Source organism: Pseudomonas zeae, from assembly GCF_014268485.2.
GTDB classification, from domain to species: domain Bacteria; phylum Pseudomonadota; class Gammaproteobacteria; order Pseudomonadales; family Pseudomonadaceae; genus Aquipseudomonas; species Aquipseudomonas neuropathica.
On sequence record NZ_CP077090.1, the window covers coordinates 4703571 to 4728317 of the forward strand.

The following is a 24747-nucleotide window of genomic DNA, read 5'->3' on the forward strand; positions in this document are numbered from 1 at the left end:
AAGTTCACTCTCACTCTAGTTGGGGGCGCTTAACCGAAGAAGCTCTGGCCGTTTTTGGCCATTTCGCGCAGCTTCGCGGTCGGGTGGTACAGCGCGCCCAAATCAGCGTACTGGTCAGCCAGGGCAACGAACTCGGCAACACCGATCGAATCGATGTAGCGCAGCGCACCGCCACGGAATGGAGGGAAACCGATACCGTAGACCAGACCCATGTCGGCTTCGGCGGCAGTTTCAACGATGCCGTCTTCCAGGCAACGCACGGTTTCCAGGCACAGCGGGATCATCATCCAGTTGATGATGTCTTCGTCTGTGACTTCGCGCTGCTCGTAAACGATCGGCTTGAGCACTTCCAGCACCGAAGGGTCGGCGACTTTCTTCTGCTTGCCTTTCTTGTCGGCCTCGTAGGCGTAGAAGCCCTTGCCGTTCTTCTGGCCCAGGCGCTTGGCTTCGTACAGCACGTCGATGGCCGAACGACGGTCATCCTTCATGCGATCCGGGAAACCTTCAGCCATGACGTCACGACCATGGTGACCGGTGTCGATGCCGACCACGTCCATCAGGTACGCCGGGCCCATCGGCCAGCCAAATTTTTCCATGACTTTGTCGATACGGACGAAGTCGACACCGGCGCTGACCAGCTTGGCGAAACCGCCGAAGTACGGGAACAGCACGCGGTTAACGAGGAAGCCCGGGCAGTCGTTGACGACGATCGGGTTCTTGCCCATTTTCTTGGCGTAGGCAACGGTGGTGGCAACAGCCAGCTCGCTGGACTTCTCGCCACGGATCACTTCCACCAGCGGCATCATGTGCACCGGGTTGAAGAAGTGCATGCCGACGAAGTTTTCCGGACGCTTGAGGGCCTTAGCCAGCAGGCTGATGGAAATAGTCGAGGTGTTGGACGCGAGGATGGTGTCCTCTTTGACCTGACCTTCGACTTCAGCCAGTACGGCTTGCTTGACCTTCGGGTTCTCGACCACAGCTTCGACAACCAGATCGACGTGACCGAAGTCGCCGTAGGACAGGGTCGGACGAATGGCGTTGAGCACTTCAGCCATTTTCGCAGCGGTCATGCGACCCTTATCAACGCGGCCAACCAGCAGTTTGGCGGCTTCGGCCAGACCCTGCTCGATGCCGTGCTCGTTGATGTCCTTCATCAGGATCGGCGTACCTTTGGAGGCCGACTGATAAGCGATACCGCCCCCCATGATGCCGGCGCCGAGTACAGCGGCCTGCTTCACGTCTTTGGCGATTTCGTCGTAGGCCTTGGCCTTTTTCTTCAGCTCCTGATCGTTCAGGAACAGACCGATCAAGCTCTGCGCGGCAGAGGTCTTGGCCAGTTTGACGAAACCGGCAGCTTCGACTTCCAGCGCCTTGTCACGACCGAAGTTCGCGGCTTTCTGGATAGTCTTGATCGCTTCAACCGGCGCCGGGTAGTTCGGGCCAGCCTGGCCGGCGACGAAACCTTTGGCGGTTTCGAAAGCCATCATCTGTTCAATAGCGTTCAGCTTGAGTTTTTCAAGTTTCGGCTGACGCTTGGCCTTGAAATCGAACTCGCCGGAGATGGCGCGCTTGATCAGTTCAAGGGCAGCTTCCTGCAGTTTTTCAGGAGCAACCACGGCGTCGACGGCGCTGACTTTCAGGGCGTCTTCAGGGCGGTTTTCCTTACCGGAGGCAATCCACTCGATGGCGTTATCGACACCGATCAAGCGCGGCAGACGCACGGTGCCACCGAAGCCAGGGTAGATACCCAGCTTGACTTCCGGCAGGCCGATCTTGGCTTTGGTCGACATGACGCGATAGTCAGCCGCCAGGCACATTTCCAGACCGCCGCCCAGGGCGATGCCATTGATGGCCACTACGGTTGGGACGTTGAGGTCTTCGAAATCGCTGAAGATCTTGTTGGCTTCGAGATTGCCAGCAACCAGCTCGGCATCCGGCAGCTTGAAGTTGTCGACAAATTCGGTGATGTCGGCGCCGACGATGAACACGTCCTTGCCACTGCTGACGATCACGCCCTTGATCGAAGCATCTGCCTTGATGGTGTCTACGGCCTGACGCAGTTCGTTCAGGGTTAGACGGTTGAACTTGTTGACGGACTCACCCTTGAGGTCGAATTTCAATTCGACGATGCCACTTTCAAGAGTTTTAACCGTGATGGCTTTACCTTCGTAAATCATCAACTGATCTCCACGATATGGAAGCTGAACAGTACACGTCGGACGCAGGCGAATGGCTCGGCAGGACGCTTTTTCGTCGATGCTAACGCCAATCCACCCGGCACACCCGCCAACGCGATAGTCGGGATTCTGTAGGAGCAGTCTGTAAGACAAACGCTCAATTCATACGCCCGTTTGATTTGGGTACGTCACCTTCACGGAATTTCCGACAATTGTCAATCGCCCAAAATACGGGTTGAAATGCGACTTTGCGGTCATTTCTGTAAGACGAAGACCCGCAACACGCGTCTGCATGTGAAGCCATTCATAGAATCAATAGTTAGAAAAGTCGCCCTAATTCGCAGCAGCCCTTGTTTAAAGGGCTACGCTGGGTGGACGACAGGGAAATGCGTTGACAGAACCTGCATCAAAAAAGATTTCCGGCCTGCCTGGCCAACCCCGCCCGATGAATCATGTCGGGCTTTTTATTGCGCGTCTGCCGGACGTTCCCCACCGTTGCAGTGGGAAAAGTCCGCGCGTCACGCCAGTGCTTTCAGAGTGGTGTCGATGTCCTGCAACACCGATGCTTCGCCCTTCTCGCCCCAGTACAAGGCGATCATCTGCTTGTCTGCTTCGACTTTGAAAACGTTGCCGGGCAACTTTTCGAAATGATTGAGCAGCGCCCGATCTTCGCAGACTTCCTGCCATTGATTGACCCACACACCCGGCGATTTTTGCCAGTAAGTCCAGCAGGCAGGCGACTTGCCACGGCGCGGCCGATGATACTGCGCACAAGGATTCGGCGGCTCTTGCGCCAGCCAGTGCGGCCACTCCTGAGGCGCCAGTTGCATGGCCAGACCCATGCGCCGCGCCTCCATGCGCAAGGCGATGCGACCGCTTTGCGCGCGCGATGGGCGCAACCACGCCAACGGACTCAAAACCACCAGCAGGATTGACACCACCAACCAGACCGTCATATCTCTATTCCCAATTCTTGGTGAGCGCATTGTGTCACTTTGGAACCAATGCGCTTGAAACCAGCCATACTTAACAATATTGAAACCTCACGAGGAGCACCTCATGCCCTACCACCACATCCTGGTCGCCGTAGATCTGACCGAAGAGTGCGACCCAGTGATTCACCGCGCCCGCGAGCTGTCGGTGAGCAATGGCGCCAAACTGTCGCTGGTGCATATCGTCGAACCAATGGCCATGGCATTCGGCGGCGACGTGCCGATGGATCTGTCACAACTGCAACAACAGCAGTTCGATCAGGCCAAGGAGCGTCTTGAGCGTCTGAAACTCAAGTATTCCGAACTCGAAGGCGCCAACTGCCACCTGACCTACGGCCAGCCACGCCAGGAAATCCATCACTTCGCCAAAGAACAGCAGTGCGATCTGATCGTGGTCGGTAGTCATGGTCGTCACGGCCTGGCGCTGTTGCTCGGCTCTACCGCCAATGACGTGCTGCACGGCGCGCCATGCGACGTCCTCGCCGTCCACCTGGTCAAACGTTGAAACACTGATCATTGTGGGAGCGAGCCTGCTCGCGAAGGCGTCGGCACATTCAGCATTAATGCCGCCTGACACAGCGCATTCGCGAGCAGGCTCGCTCCCACATTGGGTCTCCACCCGCATATGAAAAGCCCGGCGTTCATCACTGAACGCCGGGCTTTTTCACATCCGGATCATTCAGGCATCCAGCTCAGCCCAACGCTCCAGCAACGCATCCAGCTCAGCCTGCAACTGCTCCAGCGAAGCAATCACTTTGGCCGTTTCAGCCGCAGGGCGCTGATAAAAGCCAGCGTCAGCCATTTCGGCCTCCACGGCAGCTATCTGCTGTTCCTTGGCGTCGATATCGTCCGGCAGCGCTTCCAGCTCGCGTTGCAGCTTGTAGCTGAGCTTCTTCTTGGCGGCAGGGGCAGCGGCCACAGGCGCGGCAACTACAGCAGGTTCGGCAGTGACCACCGCCGAATTCAAGTCAGCCTTGCCGGATTTGCTTTCGGTTACGCCCAGCAGACGCGGCGAACCGCCCTGACGGATCCAGTCCTGATAACCACCGACGTATTCGCGCACCTTGCCTTCACCTTCGAAGACCAGAGTACTGGTGACCACGTTGTCGAGGAATGCCCGGTCGTGGCTGACCATCAGCACAGTGCCATTAAAGGTCAGCAGCACTTCTTCGAGCAGCTCGAGGGTTTCCACGTCGAGGTCGTTGGTCGGTTCGTCGAGTACCAGCAGGTTCGCCGGTTTGCTGAACAGTTTGGCCAGCAACAGACGCGCACGCTCGCCACCCGACAGCGCCTTGACCGGCGTGCGGGCACGCTGTGGGCTGAACAGGAAATCGCCGAGGTAGCTCAGCACGTGACGGCTCTGGCCGTCGATATCGATGAAGTCGCGACCTTCGGCGACGTTGTCGATCACGGTTTTTTCCAGATCCAGTTGATGACGCAACTGGTCGAAGTAGGCCACGTCGATCCGCGTGCCCTCTTCCACTTTGCCGCTGGTCGGTTGCAGACCGCTGAGCATCAGTTTCAGCAACGTGGTCTTGCCAGTGCCGTTGGCGCCGAGCAGACCGATACGGTCGCCGCGCGTGAGCACCATCGAGAAATCCTTGATCAGGAACGGGCCGCCCGGGTGAGCGAAACTCACGTTCTCGAGGACCATCACCTGCTTGCCGGACTTGTCGGCCGTGTCCAACTGAATGTTGGCCTTGCCGGTGCGCTCACGACGCTCGCTACGCTCCACGCGCAAAGCTTTCAGGGCGCGGACGCGGCCTTCGTTGCGGGTGCGGCGAGCCTTGATGCCCTGGCGGATCCAGACTTCTTCCTGGGCCAGTTTCTTGTCGAACAGCGCGTTGGCGGTCTCTTCGGCGGCCAGCGCGGCTTCTTTGTGCACAAGAAAACTGGCGTAGTCGCCGTTCCAGTCGATCAGGCCGCCGCGATCCAGTTCGAGGATGCGCGTGGCAAGGTTTTGCAGGAAGGAACGGTCGTGCGTGATGAACAGCACGGCGCCCTGGAAATCTTTCAGGGCTTCTTCGAGCCAGGCAATCGCACCGATGTCCAGGTGGTTGGTTGGTTCGTCGAGCAGCAGCAGATCCGGCTCGGACACCAGCGCCTGCGCCAGCAGCACGCGACGACGCCAGCCGCCGGACAACTGGGCGAGGGTCTTGTCGGCCGGCAATTGCAGGCGGCTCAAAGTGCTCTCGACCAGAGTCTGCAAACGCCAGCCATCACGGGCTTCGAGGTCTTGCTGAACGTGCATCAGCTTGTTCAGGTCATCTTCAGTGACGCAGTTCTGCGCGAGGTGATGGTATTCGGCGAGCAACGCGCCCACGCCATCAAGGCCTTCAGCGACCACGTCGAACACCGTCCGATCGTCGGCCACCGGCAATTCTTGCGGCAATTCGCCGATTTTCAGACCGGGGGCACGCCACACCGAGCCTTCATCGGGCTTCTGGTCGCCCTTGACCAGTTTCATCATGCTGGACTTGCCAGTGCCGTTGCGGCCGATGATGCACACCCGCTCACCACGGGCGATCTGCCAGGACACCTTGTCCAACAACGGCATAGCGCCGAACGCAAGGGACACATCGCTGAATTTGAGCAGGGTCATGAGCTTCTCCAAAAACCGGGCGCGTATTCTACCTGAGTTAGGGCTTCAGCAGGCCGGCAATTTGTCTGTCGAAGCACTCTGCACAACATTTGTTGCGAACTTGTGCTGCGAGGCCGGCAAAGCTTTCGCCGCTTGCTGGCAAAAGGCTAAGCTACAGACAATTCAGTGCTGACCGAGGTCGGCACTTGTCATGATTTCTCTGCCCGGATGTCTCATGCGCAGTCGCCTTTTCAGTGTCTTGTCCTGTTTGCTACTTACCGCCGCTGCCGCTCAATCCGCCCAGGCGGTGGACCTGTCCACCCAACGCCAGTATTACGATGAAGCCAAGCGCGCCCTGGCCAAGGGTGATACCGGCCCGTATTTCCGTTACAGCCAGGCGCTGGACGATTACCCGCTGGAACCGTATCTGGCCTACGACGAACTGACCGCGCGGCTGAAAACCGCGAGCAACGCGGAAATCGAGAAGTTCCTCGCCGAACACGGTGACCTGCCCCAGGCCAACTGGATGAAACTGCGCTGGTTGCGCTGGCTCGCCGACCGTGGCGACTGGGCCACCTTCGTCAAATATTACGACCCGAAACTCAACTTCACTGAACTGGACTGCCTGAATGCGCAGTACCAGATCAGCAGCAACCATAAGGCCGAAGGTTACGCCAACGCCGACAAGCTTTGGCTGACCGGTAAATCGCAACCTGCGGCGTGTGACGCGCTGTTCGGCATCTGGGCAGCCGATGGCCAGCTCACCGAACAAAAACGCTGGGAGCGCACCAAGCTCGCCGCTCAGGCACGCAACTATCCACTGGCCAACAGTCTGGTCAACGGCCTGACTACCCTCGCCCCGCGCGGTCGTTTGCTGGTGGATGTGGCGCAAAAACCGGAGTTGCTCAATCAGCCTTCGCGCTTCACCCCGGCCGATGAACCGATGTCCGATGTGGTCAGCCTCGGCTTGCGCCGACTGGCCCGTCAGGATCCGGACAAGGCCATGGCGTTGCTCGACGGTTACGCCAGCAGCATGCATTTCTCCCGCGATGAAAAAGTCGCGATTGCCCGGGAAATCGGCCTGACCCTTGCCCGTCGTTTCGACAGCCGCGCGCTGGACGTGATGACCAAATACGACCCGGAGCTGCGCGACAACACCGTCTCGGAATGGCGCTTGCGCCTTCTCCTGCGTCTGGCCCGTTGGGACGACGCCTACCAGCTGACCCGCCGTCTGCCGCAGGATCTGGCCACCACCAACCGCTGGCGCTACTGGCAGGCACGCAGCCTGGAACTGGCCCAGCCGCAAAACCCGGAAGCGCAGACCCTGTACAAAAACCTTGCGCGCGAACGTGACTTCTACGGTTTCCTCGCCGCCGACCGCTCGCAATCGCCGTACTCGCTGAACAACAAGCCATTGGTCCTCAGCCAGGCGCTGATCAACAAGGTGCGCAACACGCCGGGTGTACGCCGCGCGCTGGAATTCCATGCCCGTGGGCAAATCGTCGACGGTCGTCGCGAGTGGTATCACGTCAGCCGCCATTTCAATCGCGATGAAATGGTTGCCCAGGCGAAACTCGCTTACGACTTGAAATGGTATTTCCCGGCGATCCGCACCATCAGTCAGGCGCAGTACTGGGACGATCTGGATATCCGCTTCCCGATGGCCCACCGCGAAACGCTCGTGCGTGAAGCCAAGGCACGTGGCCTGCATTCGAGCTGGGTGTTTGCCATCACCCGCCAGGAAAGCGCTTTCATGGACGACGCCCGCTCCGGCGTCGGCGCCAGTGGCCTGATGCAATTGATGCCCGGCACTGCAAAAGAAACCGCGCGCAAATTCAGCATTCCGCTGGCCTCGCCGCAGCAAGTGCTGGACCCGGACAAGAACATCCAGCTCGGCGCCGCGTATCTGAGCCAGGTGCACAGCCAGTTCAACGGCAACCGCGTCCTCGCCTCCGCCGCCTACAACGCCGGACCGGGTCGCGTACGCCAATGGCTGCGCGGCGCCGATCACCTGAGCTTCGACGTGTGGGTGGAAAGCATTCCGTTCGACGAAACCCGTCAGTATGTGCAGAACGTGCTGTCGTACTCGGTGATCTACGGCCAGAAGCTCAACTCGCCGCAGCCGCTGGTGGACTGGCATGAGCGCTACTTCGACGATCAGTGATCACCCGACTGACGCCGACTAAAGAAAAATGCCCGTATCGCGAGATACGGGCATTTTTTATGGGCACAACCTGAGCGGCGATTTAGTGAATGGCAGGATCGGTGACAGGATTCGTTGAAGCGCTCTTGCCATCATTGAACTGCAACGCTGCCAACCGCGCATACAACGGATTGCTGGCAATCAGTTCCTGATGGGTGCCAATGGCCACAAGCTTGCCCTGATCCATTACCGCAATCCGGTCAGCGTTTTTCACCGTGGCGAGTCGATGCGCGATCACCAGCGTGGTGCGGTTTTGCATCAGGCTCGGCAGGGCTTCCTGAATCAGGTGTTCGCTCTGCGCATCAAGGGCGCTGGTGGCTTCGTCCAGCAGCAGGATCGGTGCGTCGACCAGCAACGCCCGGGCAATGGCCAGACGCTGACGCTGGCCACCGGAAAGACCGAGGCCACCATCGCCGAGATGGGTCTGGTAACCGTTGGGCATTTTCTCGATAAAGTCGTGGGCGTGAGCAATTTTTGCCGCGTCCTTGACCTGCTCCAGCGTCGCCCCGGGATTGCCGTAACGAATATTCTCTTCAACACTGCCGAAAAACAGCGCCGGCGATTGTGATACCAGAGCGAAGTGACGGCGCAGGTCCAGCGGATCGAGGCTGGTCAACGGCACGCCATCAATCAGGATCTGCCCTTCCAGCGGATCATAAAAACGCAACAGCAAGTCGTACACGGTGGACTTGCCAGCGCCAGACGGCCCCACCAGCGCCAACGTCTCGCCAGCGCGAATGGTCAGATTCAAACCGTTGACGGCGTAGCTTTCCGGACGCGAAGGGTAGGAAAAACGCACGTCCTGCAATTGCAATTCACCCCGCACGCGCTCCGGCAAGGTCATCAACCCGCTGACGGGCGGCTGGATGATGTTTTCCGAACCCAGCAGTTCAGCGATACGTTCGGCGGCCCCCGCCGCGCGCTGCAGTTCGCCGATCACCTCACTCAACGTGCCAATCGCACTGCCGACGATCAGGCTGTAAAAGACAAACGCCGCCAGTTCACCCCCGGTGATGCGCCCGGCGATCACGTCCATGCCTCCGACCCACAACATCACCGCCACGGCGCCGAGCACCAGCACAATCACCATGGTGATCATCCACGAACGCTGAAAGATGCGTTTTCGCGCGGTGTCAAACGCGTCCTCGACCGTCGTCGCGAAACGCCGCTCATCCTGGACCTGGTGGTTGTAGGCCTGCACGGTTTTGATCTGGCCGAGGGTTTCCGACACATAGCTGCCGATATCGGCGACCCGGTCTTGGCTCAGCCGCGACAGATTGCGCACGCGCCGGCCGAAAATCAGGATCGGTGCAACCACGAACGGCAAGGCAATCACCACAATGCTGGTGAGTTTCGCATTGGTCACGAACAGCAGGATGACGCCACCGATAACCATCAACAGGTTGCGCAGGAACATCGACAAGGACGAGCCAATCACCGATTGCAACAGCGTCGTGTCGGCCGTCAGCCGCGACTGGATCTCGGAACTGCGGTTGTTCTCGTAGAACCCGGGGTGCAGATAGACCAGATGGTTGAACACCTCGCGGCGGATGTCGGCCACGCAGCGCTCGCCGATCCACGACACCCAGTAGAACCGGGCAAACGTGCCCACCGCCAGACCCAGCACCATCAACATGAAGATGCCGATGCTCTGGTTGAGCTGGTGCGGCGACTGAGTCATGAAGCCCCGGTCGACCAACAGTTTGATCCCCTGCCCCATCGACAACGTGACGGCGGCCGTAACAATCAACGCCAGCAGCGCAGCGATGACCTGCCAGCGGTAAGGGGCCAGAAATCGACTGGTCAGACGCAGCGCGCGACGGTGTCGTGAAGAAAGCTTCGGGGTCATTCAGGTGTACATCCGTGTTGATGAAAGGGCTAGCGTAAACCTTCTTTGGGGTGGAACTCTGTAAATCACAATGAGTCAGGTTAAATATGCCCCCAAAGACTAGGCCATAGTTGCTATCGGTCTAACGTCAAGGTTGAGACGAACGGTCATTTCTGTTGGACTGGAATGGCCGCTCATGACGGATCGAAAGGCGCTGTCACAGCCTGGTCACGTGGCGGTTTTAATCTGGGTAAACAACCTGATGAGGAGACAGGCCATGTCCTTGCAACACAGCAGCGATGACAAGATTGAAGTGATCCGCACCAAGCCCGGCCAACCTCTGGGTTGCTCGATTATCGATAAGGATGGGCGTGAAGTACCGATCACCGAAGACATGATCCAGGACGCGTGCCGCGAACTGGACAAGCGATTGGTCAAGCCTGCCAAACAAAAGTGATATAGCCACCGTCTTCCTGACCCGGCCCCTTTGGCCGGGTTTTTTCTGTCTGTAAATCCGGCATTTGTGGTGAGACCTTCACGAGCAGGCTCGCTCCCACAGGAGATCGTCAGTGAGTGCGAGATCCTTGTGGGAGCGAGCCTGCTCGCGAAAGGGCCGACCCGGTTTCTAGACCGTCACCGCCCCCAGCGCCGCGACTATTTTCGCCAACACCGGCGAATCCCCTTCAATCCGCACCTTCAGCCCTTCAATCTCGCGCCGCACCGGATACTGTTTACGCAACACATCGAACGCCGCCCGCTGCTCGCCGACATTACCTACGAGGCTGCGGCGAAAATCCGCATCATCGCGGCGCGGGTCGTACACGCCACGACACAACATCGCCAGCGCCCAGGCCGGCTCGCTGTCGCCATGCAAGGTCACTTGCGACAACCACGGCGCCGGTAGCAGCTCACTGAGTTGAATGCTTGCTGGCTGGCCGATGAATTGGCAGTAAGCCTGGTAGATCTGCGCCGTTCCGCGCTGTTTGCCATCAAGGCTGTAACCGGCAATGTGCGGAGTGGCCAGTACGCAAAGTTCGGCCAATGCAACATCAACCTCAGGCTCGGCCTCCCAGACATCGAGAACGGCTTGCAGGTCTTCACGCTCCAGCAGCACTTCGCGCAGCGCGGCGTTATCCACCACCGGACCACGCGCCGCGTTGATCAGCCATGCACCGGGCTTGAGCTGCTGCAGACGCTGCTGATCGAACAGATGCCAGGTCGCACCAACGCCGCTGCGTGTCAGCGGTGTGTGCAGACTGATTACGTCACACTGCTCGATGATTTGCTCAAGGCTCACGTAATCGCCGCCCTCGGCAGCCTGACGCGGCGGATCGCAGACTTTGACGTTCCAGCCCAACCCTTTCAGAACCTTGATCAGACGCCCTCCCACCTCACCGGCGCCGACGACACCATAAGTCCGCTGAGTGAGATCGACACCTTCGATTTCGGCGAGGGTCATCAGACTGCCCAGCACATAATCGACCACGCCTCGGGCATTGCAGCCGGGTGCACTCGACCAGGTGATGCCGGCCTCATTGAAATAGTCGAGATCCAGATGATCAGTGCCGATCGTGCAGGTACCGACAAAGCGCACCTTGCTGCCCTCAAGCAACGTGCGGTTGACGTTGGTCACCGAGCGCACGAGTAACACGTCGGCCTGCGCGACCGTCGCACGGTCGATGGAACGGCCCGGCACCCGGCGGATCTCGCCGAAACCGGCAAAAAAGGCATCGAGCAGCGGGATATTTTCGTCGGCAACAATCAGCATGGCGGGCTCCTTAGGCGGATCGGCAGTTTAGGTCCAGATCGGTCGCCGGGCCAGCGGGCTTTGCGCTTACAAATCCGCAACAGAGGATTTTTCCTGACCAAGGCGTCAGCGGCGTAGAATGCGGCGCCTTGCGCATCAACAGCTGTGGACGTTTTTCCCGTGAATTCTGTAACTGATCAACCTGTCGCCGTCTCCCTCACTCGCCCCGCGCGGATTCGCCTGGAGTTCAAGACCCTGCTCGCCCTGGCATTGCCGATCATCATCGCGCAACTGGCGACTACGGCCATGGGCTTCGTCGACGCGGTGATGGCTGGCCGCGTCGGGCCAAAGGATCTGGCAGCGGTGGCGCTGGGCAACTCGATCTGGGTGCCGGTGTTTCTGCTGATGACCGGCACTCTGCTGGCAACCACGCCGAAAGTCGCTCAGCGCTTCGGCGCCGGTACCCACAGCGAAATCGGCCCTATCGTCCGTCAGGCGTTGTGGCTGGCGCTGGTGGTCGGACTGATCGCCACCGCCATGCTGGTGGCCGCCGAGCCGGTGCTGCACCTGATGAAGGTCGATCCCGAGTTGATCGGCCCGTGCATGCAATACCTGCACGGCATCGCCAGTGGTCTGCCGGCAGTGGCTTTCTATCACGTGCTGCGCTGCACCAGTGACGGCATCGGCCGTACCCGCCCGGCAATGGTGTTGGGCCTGTGCGGTCTGGCGCTGAACATTCCGCTGAACTACATCTTCATCTATGGCCATTTCGGTGTGCCGGCGATGGGCGGCGTCGGTTGCGGTTGGGCCACGGCCATCGTGATGTGGGTGATGGCGCTGGGGCTGGCCGGTTATGAGCGCTGGGCACCGGCCTACCGTTCGAGCGAAATCTTCAGCCGTTTCGACTGGCCACAATGGACAGTGATCAAGCGTCTGCTGGCGATTGGTTTGCCAATCGGTATCGCCGTGTTTGCCGAGTCGAGCATTTTTGCCGTGATCGCCCTGCTGATCGGCAGTCTTGGCGCCACCGTGGTGGCCGGGCACCAGATTGCCCTCAATGTCAGTTCGCTGGTGTTCATGATTCCCTACTCGTTGGGTATGGCGGTGACCGTGCGCGTCGGTCAGGCATTGGGCCGCGAAGAGCCACGCGAAGCGCGCTTTGCCGCTGGTGTCGGCATGGGCACCGCGCTGGCGTACGCCTGCCTGTCGGCGAGCATGATGCTGTTGCTGCGCGAGCCGATTGCGGCAATCTACACCGCTGACCCGACGGTGATTCACATCGCGGCGATGCTGATTGTGTATTCGGCGCTGTTCCAGTTTTCCGACGCGATCCAGGTCACCGCCGCCGGCGCGCTGCGTGGCTATCAGGACACGCGCGTGACCATGATCCTGACCCTGTTCGCCTACTGGGGCATTGGTTTGCCGGTGGGTTACGCCCTTGGTCTGACCGACTGGCTCGGCGAGCCACGCGGCCCGAGCGGTTTGTGGCAGGGTCTGATCGTTGGCCTGAGTTGCGCGGCGTTGATGCTGTCGATTCGCCTGACGCGCAGTGCGCGCAAGCGTATTCGGATCAGTCGCTCGGCGGGCTAAACCCTTTAAACCGAGACAAAAAAATGTGGGAGCAAGCCTGCTGGCGAATGCGGTGTATCAGTCGCCATTAATAGTGACTGAGATACCGCTTTCGCGAGCAGGCTCGCTCCCACATTTGGTTTTGCGTTCGCCTGGGACTCAGGCGTGTTTCTTGCGGATCCAGTACAGGTAAGTACCGGCCTCTTCGTGCTGGCTCACCAGTTCATGGTCGAGAAACACGCAGAACTTGGGAATATCGCGCTTGGTCGACGGGTCGGTGGCGATCACTTTGAGCAGGCCGCCGGGCACCAGATCACGAATGTGTTGATGCAGCATCATCACCGGCTCCGGGCAATTGAGACCGGTGGCGTCGAGGGTGCCGTCGACCGGGGTATCGATCATTTCACTCATGATTCACTCCTGAAACTGGCCGGCATTGTCGCGCATTGCCGGGTATTCGGTCATCTGTGGCGTTACGCCACACCCCTGTAGGAGTGAGCCTGCTCGCGATGGCGTAGTGTCAGCCAACATCAATGCTGAGTGACCCAGCGCTTTCGCGAGCAGGCTCACTCCTACAGGGTTATGTGTTGTGTCAGCGGGATTTGGCTTTCTTGGTGTCGTGACGGCGCAAATGGCAGGTCACTTCTTCGCGGTCGTGATACAGCTGTTTGCAGCCGATATCGACCTTGATCCCGCGTGCCTTGAAACCATCGGCAATGCGTTCGAGCAAGCGCTTCACTTCGGCGTAACGCTGCTTCATCGGCAACTTCAGGTTGACCACCGCCTCGCGGCAATGCCCTTCGCCGATCCACTCTTCCAGCATGGCGGCATTGCGCGCCGGTTTCTCGACGATGTCGCAGACCATCCAGTCCACCGGTTGCTTGGGCTTGAAGGTGAAACCGTCTGCCATCAAATGCTGAACCAGTCCGGTATCCATCAGACTTTCAGCCATCGGGCCGTTGTCGATCGCGGTCACCAGCATGCCGCGATTGACCAGTTGCCAGGTCCAGCCGCCCGGCGCGGCGCCGAGGTCGACGCCGGTCATGTCGCTGTGCAGACGATCCTCCCACTGATCACGCGGGATAAAGTGGTGCCATGCCTCTTCCAGCTTCAGCGTCGAACGGCTCGGTGCTTCACGCGGGAACTTCAGCCGCGGAATGCCCATCGGCCACATCGCCGAATTGCCGGCATCGGCCATGCCGAGAAACACTTCACGACCGCTCTTGAAGGTCAGCAGCAGACGCGGTTTGCTGGCGTCATCCACCAGTTTGCCGGCGCCGGTCAGGGCCTTGCGCAGCGGGCCTTCGAATTTCTTGCAGAAATTCGACAGTTCCTTGCCGTCGTTGGTGTCGACGACTTCCAGCCACAGGCTGCCGCACACCGGGAATCCGGCCATGTGCGCGAGGATCACGCTGATGCGGTCGGTTTCCGGCAAATCGATGAAAACCCCGCGCGCCCACTGGCGCGGGAAGATCAATTCAGCGAAACGCTGACCGCGCATCAGGCGCTCGGCGCCGTCTTCTTCGGTGCAGACAAACTCGGCGCAGGCGCTAGCCGCTTTGGCCTTGGCGTAGCCGGCCACGTTGAGTTGCGCGGCGAGGTCGGAAATCTCCGAACAGACTTCGCCTTCGAAGCCTGGCCGGCAATGCATGAATAGGGTGTTCATTCTTACTCCTGGGCAGCGGGCGATTATTCGGCCGCCGCGCGATGCTCAGGCCTTGCGTTGAAGCAAAGCCTGTCACGAAAACCGGCGCATGATAGCCGATGTCGGAACCTTGGTTCCGCTCATAGAGTCCAGTTATTAGCCAGCTACCTAAAACAGGGCTAGGTTTAAAGCTCTATTCGTCCCCTCAATCCGTAGCCGTGCGGATTCAAAGGAGTGATCGTAATGCCGTCCCTCGATAGTCTGAAAACGCTCAAAACCCTGCAAATCGATGACAAGACCTACCACTATTTCAGTTTGCCGGATGCCGCCAAAAGCCTGGGCGACCTCGACAAGCTGCCCATGTCGCTGAAAGTCCTGCTGGAAAACCTGCTGCGCTGGGAAGATGAAAAAACGGTCACCGGCGCCGACCTCAAGGCGATTGCCGCGTGGCTCAAGGAGCGCCGCTCCGACCGCGAGATTCAATACCGCCCTGCCCGGGTGTTGATGCAGGACTTTACCGGCGTGCCCGCCGTGGTCGACCTTGCCGCCATGCGTGCGGCGATGGCCAAGGCCGGTGGCGATCCGCAGCGAATCAATCCGTTGTCGCCGGTGGATCTGGTGATCGACCACTCGGTGATGGTCGACAAGTTCGCCACCGCCAGCGCGTTCGAGCAGAACGTCGACATCGAAATGCAGCGCAATGGCGAACGTTACGCCTTCCTGCGTTGGGGCCAGAGCGCTTTCGACAATTTCAGCGTGGTGCCGCCGGGTACCGGTATCTGTCACCAGGTGAACCTCGAATACCTCGGCCGCACCGTATGGACCAAGGATGAGGACGGCCGCACCTACGCATTCCCCGACACACTGGTCGGCACCGACTCGCACACCACCATGATCAATGGTCTCGGCGTGCTCGGCTGGGGCGTCGGCGGGATCGAAGCCGAAGCGGCGATGCTCGGGCAACCGGTGTCGATGCTGATTCCGGAAGTGATCGGTTTCAAACTGACCGGCAAGCTCAAGGAAGGCATCACGGCCACCGACCTGGTGCTGACCGTCACGCAAATGCTGCGCAAGAAAGGTGTGGTCGGCAAGTTCGTCGAATTCTACGGTGACGGCCTCGCCGACCTGCCGCTGGCCGACCGCGCGACCATCGCCAACATGGCCCCGGAATATGGCGCGACGTGCGGTTTCTTCCCCGTTGACGACGTAACGCTGGAATACCTGCGCCTGTCCGGGCGGCCACCGGAAGTGGTGAAACTGGTCGAGGCGTACACCAAGGCTCAAGGCTTGTGGCGTCTGCCCGGTCAAGAGCCGGTGTTCACCGACAGCCTGGCGTTGGACATGGGCAGCGTCGAAGCAAGCCTCGCAGGGCCAAAACGCCCGCAGGATCGCGTTTCGCTGCCGAATGTCGCACAAGCGTTCAGCGACTTCATGGATCTGCAATTCAAACCCACCAGTAAAGAAGAAGGACGTCTGGAAAGTGAAGGCGGTGGCGGTGTCGCGGTGGGCAATGCCGATCTGGTCGGCGAAACCGAATATGAATATGAAGGCCACACTTATCGCCTGAAAAACGGCGCCGTGGTCATCGCCGCGATCACGTCCTGCACCAACACCTCGAACCCGAGCGTGATGATGGCCGCCGGCCTGCTGGCGAAAAAAGCGGTGGAAAAAGGTCTGACCCGCAAACCTTGGGTGAAGAGTTCGCTGGCACCGGGTTCGAAAGTGGTCACCGACTACTACAAGGCTGCGGGGTTGACGCAATACCTCGATCAGCTCGGCTTTTCCCTGGTCGGCTATGGCTGCACCACTTGCATCGGCAACTCCGGGCCACTGCCGGAGCCGATCGAGAAAGCCATCCAGAAAGCTGACCTCACCGTCGCCTCCGTGCTCTCCGGCAACCGCAACTTCGAAGGCCGCGTGCATCCATTGGTGAAAACCAACTGGCTGGCCTCACCGCCGCTGGTGGTCGCCTATGCCCTGGCCGGCAGCGTGCGCAGCGACATCAGCAGCGAACCGCTGGGCGAAGATCAGCAAGGCAATCCGGTGTACCTGCGCGATATCTGGCCGACCAGTAAAGAGATCGCCGACGCGGTCAATCAGGTCAGTACGGCAATGTTCCACAAGGAATACGCCGAAGTGTTCGCCGGTGATGAACAGTGGCAAGCCATCGAAGTGCCGCAAGCGGCGACGTATGTGTGGCAGGACGATTCGACTTACATCCAGCATCCGCCATTTTTCGACGACATTTCCGGCCCGTTGCCTGAAATCAAGGATGTCAAAGGTGCACGGGTGCTGGCCCTGCTGGGTGATTCGGTGACCACCGACCATATCTCCCCCGCCGGCAACATCAAGGCCGACAGCCCGGCCGGGCGTTATTTGCGCGAAAAAGGCGTGGAGCCACGAGACTTCAACTCCTACGGCTCACGGCGTGGCAACCATGAAGTGATGATGCGCGGCACCTTCGCCAACATCCGTATTCGCAACGAAATGCTCGGCGGTGAAGAAGGTGGCAACACGATCTACATTCCGACCGGCGAAAAACTGGCGATCTACGACGCGGCGATGAAGTATCAGGCTTCGGGAACGCCGCTGGTGGTGGTTGCCGGACAGGAATACGGCACCGGCTCTAGCCGTGACTGGGCGGCCAAAGGCACCAATCTGCTGGGGGTCAAAGCGGTGATCGCGGAAAGCTTCGAGCGAATTCACCGTTCCAATCTGGTGGGCATGGGCGTGTTGCCGCTGCAGTTCAAGCTTGATCAGAACCGCAAGAGCCTCAATCTCACCGGCAAGGAAACCTTTGAAATCCAGGGTCTGACCGGCGTCGAGCTGACACCGCGGATGAATCTGCCGCTGGTGATCACCAGAGAGGACGGGCGCCAGGAGAAGATCGAGGTGTTGTGCCGGATCGATACGTTGAATGAGGTGGAGTACTTCAAATCGGGCGGGATCCTGCATTACGTCCTGCGCCAATTGATCGCCTCGTAACGCACAAACCAAAGTAGGAGCTGCCGCAGGCTGCGATCTTTTGATCTTGCTTTTAAAAGCCAAAGTCAAAAGATCGCAGCCTGCGGCAGCTCCTACATACAGGCGAAAAAAAACCCGCCGAAGCGGGTTTTTCCCAAGACCATTATCGACTCCCTGTCGGCAGCGATCCTTGCAAATGGTCGATCATCCTTGATCCTGAAACACTCCCTGTGTCTCAGTTGATGTGTGTAGATTACGCGGTGGATCCAATCGCCAATAGTCGTAAAAGCTACCAGCGCGTGTAGGACATTCGCCATAGCAACCCTTCCGAAAACCCCTAGCCGTGTCAGGCAGCAAGCATGGAAGCCACGATCTACGCGACGTTCAGCTGTCCTGGGGCCTGTTTCCAGCACCACCGTGCACATGGCCGGCTGTCGCTGTCGTTCAGGCAAGATTCGAAGGTCTCAGCCACCGTCACGCTCGCGGGCCTTGGCGCTCTCGGCAAGAAACTGTTCGAGCCGGCTCAACTGCTCCTCCCAGCCACGGCTGTCCATGTAATACGCCTCTTTCTGGCGAATGTCAGGAATGTGCGCGAAGCCGGATTCGGACACTTTCAGCAACGTACCGCTCTCGAAGTCTTCCAGCTCGAACCTGACCAGCGTAGTCGGCTCCTGGGAGTAGTCGATCTTCGGATTGACCGCATACGGATGCCAGCGAAACGAAAACAACTGCTGCGGCTCGACCCGCTCGATCAGCACGTTCCACAACACGTGTTCATAACCCGGATACGTGACCTGCCCTTGCGTCCATTCACCGGCAATAAAACGCCTGCCCTCCAGCGCCACCCCAAACCACTGGCCAAACGCCTCGGCATCGACCAATGCACGCCAGACATGCGAACGCGGCGCCTTGAGCGTGATTTTGCGTTCGAAACTATTGGGTACTGGTTTCATACGTCACCTCCTGTTTTGAACACTAGGCCTGTATGACCACATGTCCAATGTGAAGTTGTATCAAGGCGGTGCAGTCATTCATCAGCAAAGACACATCAAGCTGCACTTTTTGACCGTTGCTGTGATGGATCCAGGCACCCTCTGCCCAACGAAACTGTTACCTTCTCCAGCGAATTTGAATCTACAAGGACGAATCATGCCGCCATCCCTCGCTGAACGTTACCGCGGAGCCCTGCTCGGTCTTGCGTGCGGCGACGCTGTCGGTACTACGGTTGAGTTCAAACCACGGGGATCATTCCCACAATTGACCGATATGGTCGGCGGTGGCCCGTTCCACCTCAAGCCAGGGCAGTGGACCGATGACACTTCCATGGCCCTCTGTCTGGCAGAAAGCCTGCTGAACAAGAATGGATTCAACGCTGCCGATCAGATGGGCCGCTACCTCAACTGGTGGCAATGGGGTTACCTCAGTTCGACCGGTGAATGTTTCGATGTCGGCATGACCGTCAGCCAGGCGCTCGCGCAGTATCAACAAACCGCTGATCCCTTCGCCGGCTCGACCGACCCGTACAGCGCCGGCAACGGTTCGCTGATGCGTCTGGTGCCGGTGGTGCTGTTCTATTTTCCCGATGCCCGGAAAATCCAGAGCTTTGCCGCCGACAGTTCGCGAACCACCCACGCAGCACCTGAAGCCATCGAATGCTGCCAATTGTTGGCCGGGTTGATTGCCAGAGCGCTTGAAGGCGCAAGCAAAGCAGAGCTGCGTCAGTTGCCTTCCGCCAGCTTCTCGCAACCCAAGGTCGTCGCCATTGCGCGTGGCGAATACCTCGTTCAGTCCGAGACGGACATCAAAGGCAATGGCTACAGCGTGCAGTCCCTGGAAGCGGCGCTGTGGTGCTTTCACCAGACGGACAGCTTCGAAGCGGCCATTTTGCGAGCGGCCAACCTGGGTGATGACGCCGATACCACCGCCGCGATCACCGGTCAGTTGGCCGGCGCCTATTACGGCGTGCGGGGCATTCCTGCACATTGGCTGGAAAGGCTGCACGATGGTGAAGAGATTGCGGCCATCGCCGACCGTTTGCTCGACGCCTCCCGAATGCGCCTGCCTGAATAAGTGCGAAGCAGCCGCTACACTGCTCGGCACTTATCTTCGATACAGCGAGACTTGACCATGTCCCTACGCCTGCTTCTGGCCCTGCCCCCCTTTCTGTTCACTCCCCTCGCCCACGCCGCCGTCGACTGCGCCAATGCCAGCGATCAGGCGACGATGAATCAGTGCGCCGGGCAGGACTTCAAAGCGGCGGACAAGGAATTGAACACCGTGTACCAGCAGATCACCGGACGCTTGAAGGACAACCCGGATGGCAAGAAGCTGTTGGTCAGCGCGCAGCGGGCGTGGCTCGGGTTTCGGGATGCCGAGTGCAAGTTTTCATCGTCGGGAGTTACTGGCGGGAGCGTTTATCCGTGGGTTTACAGCAGTTGTCTGACGGGGGTGACCAAGCTGCGGGTTGAGTCGCTGAAACAGTATTTGAAGTGTGAAGAAGGTGACATGAGCTGCCCGGTGCCTGGGGCCTGATTTTTTTGCGGCGGCGTTGAGGATCCTTCGCGAGCAGGCTCGCTCCCACATTGGAATGCATTTCAAATGTGGGGGCGGAGAACATCTTTCACCTTTACGGAATTTGATGACGAGCACACTGACAGACCTAAGGTTTCGACCCCGCAGCCATCGATGAAATCCTCGGACTCACGGCCCGCAACTTCCGCAGTGTAGTGATTCTGCCGCTGGGGCATAGAACTACTGAGGGAGAGTGGTTGGTCAACTTGAAAAAGGTTCGCCGCTCGCGGGAAAACTTCATTACCGAGATCAAGTAAGACCGGTTAGAGCGGGGACTGAAGCATGCTTGTGGCGCATGCCCCCCGCTCCAATCATTCGCTGAACCCGTCATCGATATCAGCGGCCACCGCGTAGGTCGCGGCCCTCCCCTACTCTCGACTTGCTTCGAACTCGAAAATCTATCGACATTGAAATCCCCGCAAATCGATTGAACTGAGGTTCACTCTATGACCACTGCGTCCGATGCCAACAACGCCCTTCACAAAACAAGAACAATTTATTATTGCCATTCGATAATTTAACATCGAGAATTAGTCATTCCCAATGACACCGCAAGGATTTTTCATGAGTACTCGCAACAACGGATTGGCACTGCAGCGCATGCATTGGGTCGGATTACTGGCAGCGATTCTTGTCTGGGTCTTAGGGGTGACCGAGGTCGGTGGCAACGCTTCGATCTGGTTCTTCCAAACGGATGAAATGCTCGCGGCTCTGCTCTACGCCTTCGCCGAAAACTCGCCGCAATTACTTGACCCGTTTGTCGAAGGTGCCCTGCTTGCCCCCGATACATGGCTCTCGCCACTGGTCACTGCGCTGCTCGTCGTTTTGGATTTCCTGCCCGTCCTGCTTTCGACCTACGTGCTCTGGCTGACAGGGTTGTTTTTCCTGCGCTTGTCCCGCGGCGAAACCTGGACCGAGCGCAACATCAAGGTGCTATGGCGAGTGGGGATTCTTTGCATCATTTCTCCGGCCGCCTACCCACTGGTAGAGACTTTGCAAGGTTTGGCCCTGTCTATTGATCTACCGCCAGGGGATCGTATTTTTCAGTTCTCGATCGGCCTGTCTTCCACTTCTGCCTACGAGATTGTCAAAGGCGTATTGCTCTGTTTGTTTTCAATTATCATGCGCGATGCAAAAGTACTCAGCGATGAGCAAAGCCAATACATATAGAACAACACAATGACCATTATCGTCCGCCTTGACGTTGTCATGGCCACGCAAAAAATTCGCTCGAAAGAGTTGGCCAGCCTGCTGGGCATCACCGAGGCCAATCTGTCATTACTGAAGAATGGCAAGGTCAAGGGCGTGAAAATGGCCACCCTGGACAAGCTCTGCGCAGCACTCGATTGCCAGCCTGGCGATTTGCTGGAATACCAGAAAGACTGAGCCTTGCGCAGGCGCGCAAGTTAATTGTCGCCAGTCCACACCGTTTAACTCTTATTCAATCCTTAGTTTGTAAGGCGGCTTTCTCATGACCCGGTTTTTACTTTGCGCGCCGTTTTTACTGACAGCGTTGATCAGCGGCTGCGCCACGCAAATGGACGTCGCGCTAAATGCCACACCCGATCCGGACTATCATTTTGACCGAAAGGCGACTGTGCTGGTGACGTCTGCGAGTGGCAGCGACGAAAACGCTCTTAATGCCCGCTATTATCTTCGCGACATGGTTAACGCGCTGAAAGACAGGGGTTTCCAGGAGGTCTATACCGACGCCAGTCTGCCAAAGAACCACGCGCCGATAAAAATGACTGTCAGCCTCGATATTGGCAGTCGACAGGTGACTTACCGCTATACCGCCACCGACTATGGGCAAGTGCCGACCAGCACCTCTACCGTGTGCAAGACCAGCAAGAAAAAAGACGACCGACTGACCTGTACAAGTAAACCGAACACCACCTATGGACCGGTAGGGACCTCGGAGCGCACCGGTTACACCACGCTCAGCACCTTCGTTGCCACTGCCCGCGACGAAGTCAGCAAGCGCCCGGTCTACCTGCTTCGCGCGTCGTCCTATAACGAAGACTGCCAATCCACCAAGGTTGAAGCCTTTCTGGTAGAACAGGGCCTGCAGAACCTGAACTTCGAGGATCGCGTGCAGCGCAACTACACCGTCACGATGCCCGAGGGTTACCGCTGCAAATAGGCTTTGCAAGACAGATCACAGTAACGGCTCAGCTTGCATGAGCCGCTATTGTGAACTGTTGAAGGTTAAACGTGCGGGTCACCCGGCGCTTTCGTCGGCGCGGCGTATTGCGGCTTGAGATGACCGTCCTGATCAAGCAGCCAGGCGTCCATGATCTGCCGCACCACAGGGCCGGCAACACGACCACCGGCCTCGCCGTTCTCGATCATCACCGAAATCGCAATCTTCGGATGCTCGGCCGGCGCAAAGCCAACGAACAAGGCGTTATCGCGGTGGCGCTCTAGGGTTTTCTCGCGGTTGTAGCGCTCGCCCTGCTTGATCGCCACCACTTGCGCGGTACCACTCTTGCCAGCGATGCGATATTGCGCACCGGCCGCGGCCGCACGAGCAATGCCTCGCGCATCGTGCATGACCATCTGCATGCCGTGATTGACCTGCTCCCAGTCTCGCGGATCCTTGAGCAGGATGTTCGGCATCGGATGTTCGTCGACAGGAGCGACACCGTCGACGGTCTTGGCCAGGTGCGGCCGGTTCCAGACACCTTTGTTGGCGATCAATGCCGTGGCCTGAGCCAGTTGCAGCGGTGTGACCTGCATATAGCCCTGGCCGATGCCAAGGATGACCGTTTCGCCCGGGAACCAGGCTTGACGGCGGGTCGCGCGCTTCCACGCTTGCGATGGCATCAGGCCGGGCGACTCTTCAAACATGTCCAGCGAGACCTTCTCACCCAAGCCGAACATTGCCATGTAATCGTGCAGGCGATCGATGCCGAGCTTATGCGCAAGGTCGTAGAAATAGGTGTCATTGGAACGCATGATCGCCGCGTCCATGTCCACCCAGCCGTCGCCACTGTGGTTCCAGTTGCGGTACTTGTGATCGAAGTCCGGGAGTTGGTAATAACCGGGGTCGAAGACGCGCGTCTGCGGTGTCACGACGCCGGCGTCGAGGCCGGCGATTGCCACTTCTGGCTTGATCGTCGAGCCCGGTGCGTAGAGCCCGCGCAGCACACGGTTGAACAGCGGCCTGTCGATCGAATCTCGCAGTGCCGAGTATTCCTTGGAGCTGATACCGGTGACGAACAGATTCGGATCGAAGCTCGGATTGCTGACCATGGCCAATACCTCGCCCGTCGACGGATCGAGCGCTACCACTGAACCACGACGATCACCCAGCGCGGCTTCGGCGGCTTCCTGCAGTTTGATGTCGAGGCTCAGGACGATGTTCTGGCCCGGGACCGGGTCGGTATGTTTGAGCACACGCAGTACGCGACCTTGAGCGTTGGTCTCCACTTCTTCGTAACCGACGTGGCCGTGTAGTTGCGCCTCGTAGAAGCGTTCGATGCCGGTTTTGCCGATGGATTGCGTACCGCGATATTCGACCGAGTCGAGGCTCTTCGACTCTTTTTCATTGATCCGCCCGACGTAGCCGATCGAGTGGGCGAAATGCGCGCCGAGCGGGTAATGCCGGACGAACTGGGGTTCGACATCGAGGCCCGGGAGGCGGAACTCATTGACGGCCAATACAGCAATTTGCTCTTCCGTCAGCTCATAGAACAGCGTGACCGGCGTAAACGGGTGACGGGACTGCTTCATGGCTTTATCGAAGACTGTACGATCTTCTGCAGGCAAGTGCAGGAGCTTGATGACCTCGTCCAGTTCTTGATTGACGTCGGTGGCGCGCTCGCGGGTGATAGTCAGGTTGAAACTGGGGCGGTTATCGGCGAGCAAGACGCCGTTGCGGTCGTAGATCAAGCCGCGTGTCGGCGGGATCGGCAATACGTGGACGCGGTTGTTTTCGGAGATCGTGGAGTGGTAGTCGAACTCCACCACCTGGAGGATGTACAGGCGCACGACAAGGGCGCAGCTGATGGCGAAAACGAACAAGGCGCAGGCGATCAAACGTTTGTTGACCAGGCGCGTCTCTTTTTCGTGGTCTTTGATCGGGATCGGTTCAGGCATTTCTACAGCAACTCTTCGACATAAATGAGTGCCGATCCGTGGGCATGACATCAGTCCGTTAAAAAAAACGAGCTGCACCATACCAAAAACTGCCCGGTCATTTCAGAAGGAATTTCCCCAATGGCCATTTCTTGCGACGGCTGGGACAGCGTTGTCCTGTGAAAACTTTCCTGCGGGCAAAACAAAACCCCAACTGCTTTCGCAATTGGGGTTTCGGAATTTAATCTTGACGATGACCTACTCTCACATGGGGAAACCCCACACTACCATCGGCGATGCATCGTTTCACTGCTGAGTTCGGGATGGGATCAGGTGGTTCCAACGCTCTATGGTCGTCAAGAAATTCGGGTACTGACTCGTGACCAGATG

General features: G+C 58.7%; 19 protein-coding genes and 1 rRNA gene. 10 read left to right on the forward strand and 10 right to left on the reverse strand.

Features of this window, described 5'->3' with window-relative positions; all coding sequences use genetic code 11:
* Positions 1 to 29: 29 nt before the first annotated feature.
* Together fadB and HU754_RS20645 are read right to left on the reverse strand one after the other, a co-directional pair.
* Positions 30 to 2177 carry a fatty acid oxidation complex subunit alpha FadB gene (gene fadB / locus HU754_RS20640; RefSeq protein WP_186624464.1) on the reverse strand — a complete coding sequence of 716 codons (2148 nt, stop codon included), beginning with the start codon at positions 2175 to 2177 and terminating at the stop codon, positions 30 to 32.
* A 518-nt stretch (positions 2178 to 2695) separates the two neighbouring features.
* A complete protein-coding gene (locus HU754_RS20645) occupies positions 2696 to 3133 on the reverse strand; it encodes a hypothetical protein (protein WP_095050464.1) in 438 nt (145 codons plus the stop codon).
* Positions 3134 to 3236: 103 nt separating this feature from the next.
* On the opposite strand from HU754_RS20645, the gene HU754_RS20650 reads away from it, so the two are divergent.
* On the forward strand, positions 3237 to 3674 hold the full coding sequence (locus tag HU754_RS20650) for a universal stress protein (RefSeq protein WP_093433662.1): 438 nt from the start codon (positions 3237 to 3239) through the stop codon (positions 3672 to 3674).
* A 174-nt stretch (positions 3675 to 3848) separates the two neighbouring features.
* Here HU754_RS20650 and HU754_RS20655 read toward each other — a convergent pair whose 3' ends face one another.
* Positions 3849 to 5771 carry an ATP-binding cassette domain-containing protein gene (locus HU754_RS20655; protein WP_186624465.1) on the reverse strand — a complete coding sequence of 641 codons (1923 nt, stop codon included), beginning with the start codon at positions 5769 to 5771 and terminating at the stop codon, positions 3849 to 3851.
* Positions 5772 to 5985: 214 nt separating this feature from the next.
* Between HU754_RS20655 and HU754_RS20660 the strand changes: the two genes are divergently transcribed.
* Positions 5986 to 7914, forward strand: coding sequence for a transglycosylase SLT domain-containing protein (locus HU754_RS20660; RefSeq protein ID WP_186624466.1), 1929 nt, complete (start codon positions 5986 to 5988; stop codon positions 7912 to 7914).
* A gap of 82 nt (positions 7915 to 7996) precedes the next feature.
* Here HU754_RS20660 and HU754_RS20665 read toward each other — a convergent pair whose 3' ends face one another.
* Positions 7997 to 9802 carry an ABC transporter transmembrane domain-containing protein gene (locus HU754_RS20665; protein WP_186624467.1) on the reverse strand — a complete coding sequence of 602 codons (1806 nt, stop codon included), beginning with the start codon at positions 9800 to 9802 and terminating at the stop codon, positions 7997 to 7999.
* Between the two features lie 256 nt (positions 9803 to 10058).
* On the opposite strand from HU754_RS20665, the gene HU754_RS20670 reads away from it, so the two are divergent.
* Entirely contained in the window at positions 10059 to 10238 is a 180-nt protein-coding gene (locus HU754_RS20670) for a PA1571 family protein (protein ID WP_093433652.1), read from the forward strand.
* A 168-nt stretch (positions 10239 to 10406) separates the two neighbouring features.
* Here the strand turns inward: HU754_RS20670 and pdxB are convergent, their stop codons facing one another.
* Positions 10407 to 11549, reverse strand: a complete 1143-nt coding sequence (gene pdxB / locus HU754_RS20675; RefSeq protein WP_186624468.1) for a 4-phosphoerythronate dehydrogenase PdxB — start codon at positions 11547 to 11549, stop codon at positions 10407 to 10409.
* A gap of 159 nt (positions 11550 to 11708) precedes the next feature.
* On the opposite strand from pdxB, the gene HU754_RS20680 reads away from it, so the two are divergent.
* Positions 11709 to 13118 (forward strand): MATE family efflux transporter, encoded by a 1410-nt coding sequence (locus HU754_RS20680; protein WP_186624469.1) that lies wholly within the window; start codon positions 11709 to 11711, stop codon positions 13116 to 13118.
* 138 nt (positions 13119 to 13256) lie between these two features.
* Here the strand turns inward: HU754_RS20680 and tusA are convergent, their stop codons facing one another.
* Positions 13257 to 13508 (reverse strand): sulfurtransferase TusA, encoded by a 252-nt coding sequence (tusA, locus tag HU754_RS20685; RefSeq protein WP_007910424.1) that lies wholly within the window; start codon positions 13506 to 13508, stop codon positions 13257 to 13259.
* A 181-nt stretch (positions 13509 to 13689) separates the two neighbouring features.
* A complete protein-coding gene (gene rlmM / locus HU754_RS20690; protein WP_186624470.1) occupies positions 13690 to 14763 on the reverse strand; it encodes a 23S rRNA (cytidine(2498)-2'-O)-methyltransferase RlmM in 1074 nt (357 codons plus the stop codon).
* A gap of 222 nt (positions 14764 to 14985) precedes the next feature.
* Between rlmM and acnA the strand changes: the two genes are divergently transcribed.
* Positions 14986 to 17727, forward strand: coding sequence for an aconitate hydratase AcnA (gene acnA, locus HU754_RS20695; protein ID WP_186624471.1), 2742 nt, complete (start codon positions 14986 to 14988; stop codon positions 17725 to 17727).
* A 443-nt stretch (positions 17728 to 18170) separates the two neighbouring features.
* Here the strand turns inward: acnA and HU754_RS20700 are convergent, their stop codons facing one another.
* Positions 18171 to 18659 (reverse strand): SRPBCC family protein, encoded by a 489-nt coding sequence (locus HU754_RS20700; protein WP_093433632.1) that lies wholly within the window; start codon positions 18657 to 18659, stop codon positions 18171 to 18173.
* Positions 18660 to 18855: 196 nt separating this feature from the next.
* Here HU754_RS20700 and HU754_RS20705 point away from each other — a divergent pair, with 196 nt between their 5' ends.
* The 5 genes from HU754_RS20705 to HU754_RS20725 all read left to right on the forward strand — a co-directional run bounded on the left by HU754_RS20705 (position 18856) and on the right by HU754_RS20725 (position 22420).
* Positions 18856 to 19776, forward strand: a complete 921-nt coding sequence (locus HU754_RS20705) for an ADP-ribosylglycohydrolase family protein (RefSeq protein ID WP_186624472.1) — start codon at positions 18856 to 18858, stop codon at positions 19774 to 19776.
* A 57-nt stretch (positions 19777 to 19833) separates the two neighbouring features.
* Complete coding sequence (locus HU754_RS20710; protein ID WP_186624473.1) at positions 19834 to 20238, forward strand: lysozyme inhibitor LprI family protein; 405 nt, start codon at positions 19834 to 19836, stop codon at positions 20236 to 20238.
* Between the two features lie 603 nt (positions 20239 to 20841).
* The gene (locus tag HU754_RS20715; protein WP_095050453.1) at positions 20842 to 21447 is read left to right on the forward strand and encodes a hypothetical protein; all 606 of its coding nucleotides are present in this window, start codon (positions 20842 to 20844) and stop codon (positions 21445 to 21447) included.
* A 9-nt stretch (positions 21448 to 21456) separates the two neighbouring features.
* A complete protein-coding gene (locus tag HU754_RS20720; protein WP_007910409.1) occupies positions 21457 to 21663 on the forward strand; it encodes a helix-turn-helix domain-containing protein in 207 nt (68 codons plus the stop codon).
* Positions 21664 to 21748: 85 nt separating this feature from the next.
* Positions 21749 to 22420: a hypothetical protein gene (locus tag HU754_RS20725; RefSeq protein ID WP_186624474.1), complete on the forward strand. Its 672-nt coding sequence runs from the start codon at positions 21749 to 21751 to the stop codon at positions 22418 to 22420.
* 65 nt (positions 22421 to 22485) lie between these two features.
* On the opposite strand, the gene mrdA is transcribed toward HU754_RS20725, so the two are convergent.
* Positions 22486 to 24378: a penicillin-binding protein 2 gene (gene mrdA, locus HU754_RS20730; protein ID WP_186624475.1), complete on the reverse strand. Its 1893-nt coding sequence runs from the start codon at positions 24376 to 24378 to the stop codon at positions 22486 to 22488.
* Positions 24379 to 24602: 224 nt separating this feature from the next.
* Positions 24603 to 24718 (reverse strand): 5S ribosomal RNA (gene rrf / locus HU754_RS20735).
* Positions 24719 to 24747: the final 29 nt, after the last annotated feature.